This window comes from Mycobacterium sp. TH-M15 (assembly GCF_057473705.1).
On record NZ_JBYCLB010000358.1, the window covers coordinates 1 to 2,009 of the forward strand.

The 2,009-nt window shown below is 72.3% G+C and carries 2 protein-coding genes and 1 pseudogene; 1 reads left to right on the forward strand and 2 read right to left on the reverse strand.

Going from position 1 to position 2,009, the window contains the following annotated elements:
* The coding region (locus AC2VNT_RS08730) for an NAD(P)-dependent oxidoreductase (RefSeq protein WP_486946478.1) at nt 1-271 on the reverse strand (271 nt) is incomplete at its 3' end.
* A 15-nt stretch (nt 272-286) separates the two neighbouring features.
* Nucleotides 287-1,762, reverse strand: a complete 1,476-nt coding sequence (mqo, locus tag AC2VNT_RS08735; RefSeq protein WP_486946479.1) for a malate dehydrogenase (quinone) — start codon at nt 1,760-1,762, stop codon at nt 287-289.
* Nucleotides 1,763-1,781: 19 nt separating this feature from the next.
* Between mqo and AC2VNT_RS08740 the strand changes: the two are divergent.
* A pseudogene (locus tag AC2VNT_RS08740) lies at nt 1,782-2,009 on the forward strand (mycothione reductase); the annotation flags it as partial.

Consider the following 2,009-nt stretch of genomic DNA (forward strand, 5'->3'; position numbering starts at 1 on the left):
CGACGTTGACGTCGACGTCGTCGGTGGCGGCCAGCGCGTACCAGGCGTCGGCCAGGTCCCCGTCGCGGTAGTCCCGCAGCTCCAACTCGATCCCGGGCCGGCGCTCGGCCAGCGCCTCGACCGCCGGTGTCGCGGTGCGGGCGATCACGGTCACCCGGGCGCCGCTGGCCACCAGCAACGGCAGCCGCCGCTGGGCGACGTTCCCGCCGCCGACGACGACGACCTTCTTGCCGGCCAGCTTCAGTCCGGCCAGATACGGACTCTCAGTCACCCGGTAACTGTAGAGCTAAGAACCCGCCTCGCGCTGCAACCGCAGCACCCGAGTCCCCCAGGACCACACCTGGTCGAACAGCTCCGGCTCGCGGGAGAGCTCGACGCCCAGCGACGGCACCATCTCGCGCAGCGCCGGCAGCCAGGACCGATACCGGCCCGGGAAGCAGCGCGCCAGCACCTCCAGCATGGCCGGCACCGCCGTCGACGCGCCCGGTGAGGCGCCGAGCAGCCCGGCGATGCTGCCGTCGGCGGCGCTGACGATGGTGGTGTCGAATTCCAGCCGGCCGCGCCGGATCACCTGCACCCGCTGACCGGCGGCCGTCGACTCCCAGTCGGCGGCGGTGGCGGTCGGCGCGAAGTCCCGCAGCGCGTCGACCCGGGCGGCGTGCGGTCGCCCCAGCCGACCGATCAGGTAGCCGATCAGCTCCCGCTCACGGGCCGCCGCGGCGCAGAGCGACGGCAGGTTGTCCGGCCGGATCGAGCCGGGCAGGTCGGCGATCCCGCCGTTCTTCAGGAACCTCGGCGACCACCCGGCGAACGGGCCGAACAGCAGCCAGGACGCGCCGCCGACAAACCGGGTGTCCAGATGCGGCGCGGTCGTCGACGGTGCGCCGGGCGCCGGGACGCCGTAGACCTTGGCCCGGTGCCGCGCGGTCACCTCCGGCCGGCCACAACGCAGGAACCGGCCGCCGATCGGGAAGCCGCCGAAGCCCCTTGCCTCGGCGATGCCGGATCGCTGCAACAGCCGCAGCGTGCCGCCGCCGGCGCCGACGAAGACGAATCCGGCGTTGATCGCCTGGTGCTCGCCGGTGCGCCGGTTGCGCAGCCGGACGGTCCAGCGGCCGTCGCGCTCCCGAGTCAGGGTGTGCACCTGGTGGCCGAAGAACGCGCTGCCGCCGTTGCGCACGCCGTAGCCGATCAACTCCGTGGCCAGCGCGCCGAAGTCCACGTCGGTGCCGTCCGGGGCCCAGCCCAGCGCCACCGGGGTGTCGGGGTCGCGACCGGTCGCCATCAACGGCAGCCGGGCGGCGAATTCGTCGAAGCCGTCGATGAACTCCATACCGGCGAAGAGCGGGTTGGCGGCCAGTGCGGCATGGCGCCGGCGCAGATAATCGACGCCCCCGGCACCGGTGACGAAGCTGACGTGCGGGATCGGGTGCAGGAAGCGGCGCGGGTCGGTCAGCAGACCGTTCGCCACCGCGTAGGACCAGAACTGGCGGGTGACCTGGAACTGCTCGTTGACCCGGACCGCCTTGGCGGTGTCGATCGTGCCGTCGGCCCGGTGCGGCGTGTAGAACAGCTCGCAGAGTCCGGCGTGGCCGGTGCCGGCGTTGTTCCACGGGTCGCTGCTCTCGGCGGCGGCGGCGTCCAACCGCTCGACCAGGGTGATCGACCAGTCCGGCTGCAGCCGGCGCAACAGCGCCCCCAGGGTGGCGCTCATGATGCCCGCACCGACCAGCAGCACATCGGTCTTGGCTGGGTCTGCCACGGTGCCTAGGCTAAACCGGGTGGAAACCTACGATCTGGCGATCATCGGAACCGGTTCGGGCAACAGCATTCTCGACGAACGGTACGCCGCCAAGCGGGTGGCGATCTGCGAGCAGGACACCTTCGGCGGCACCTGCCTGAACGTCGGGTGCATCCCGACCAAGATGTTCGTCTACGCCGCCGAAGTGGCGCAGACGGTGCGCCACGCGGCCCGCTACGGGGTGGACGCGCACGTCGACCGGGTGCGC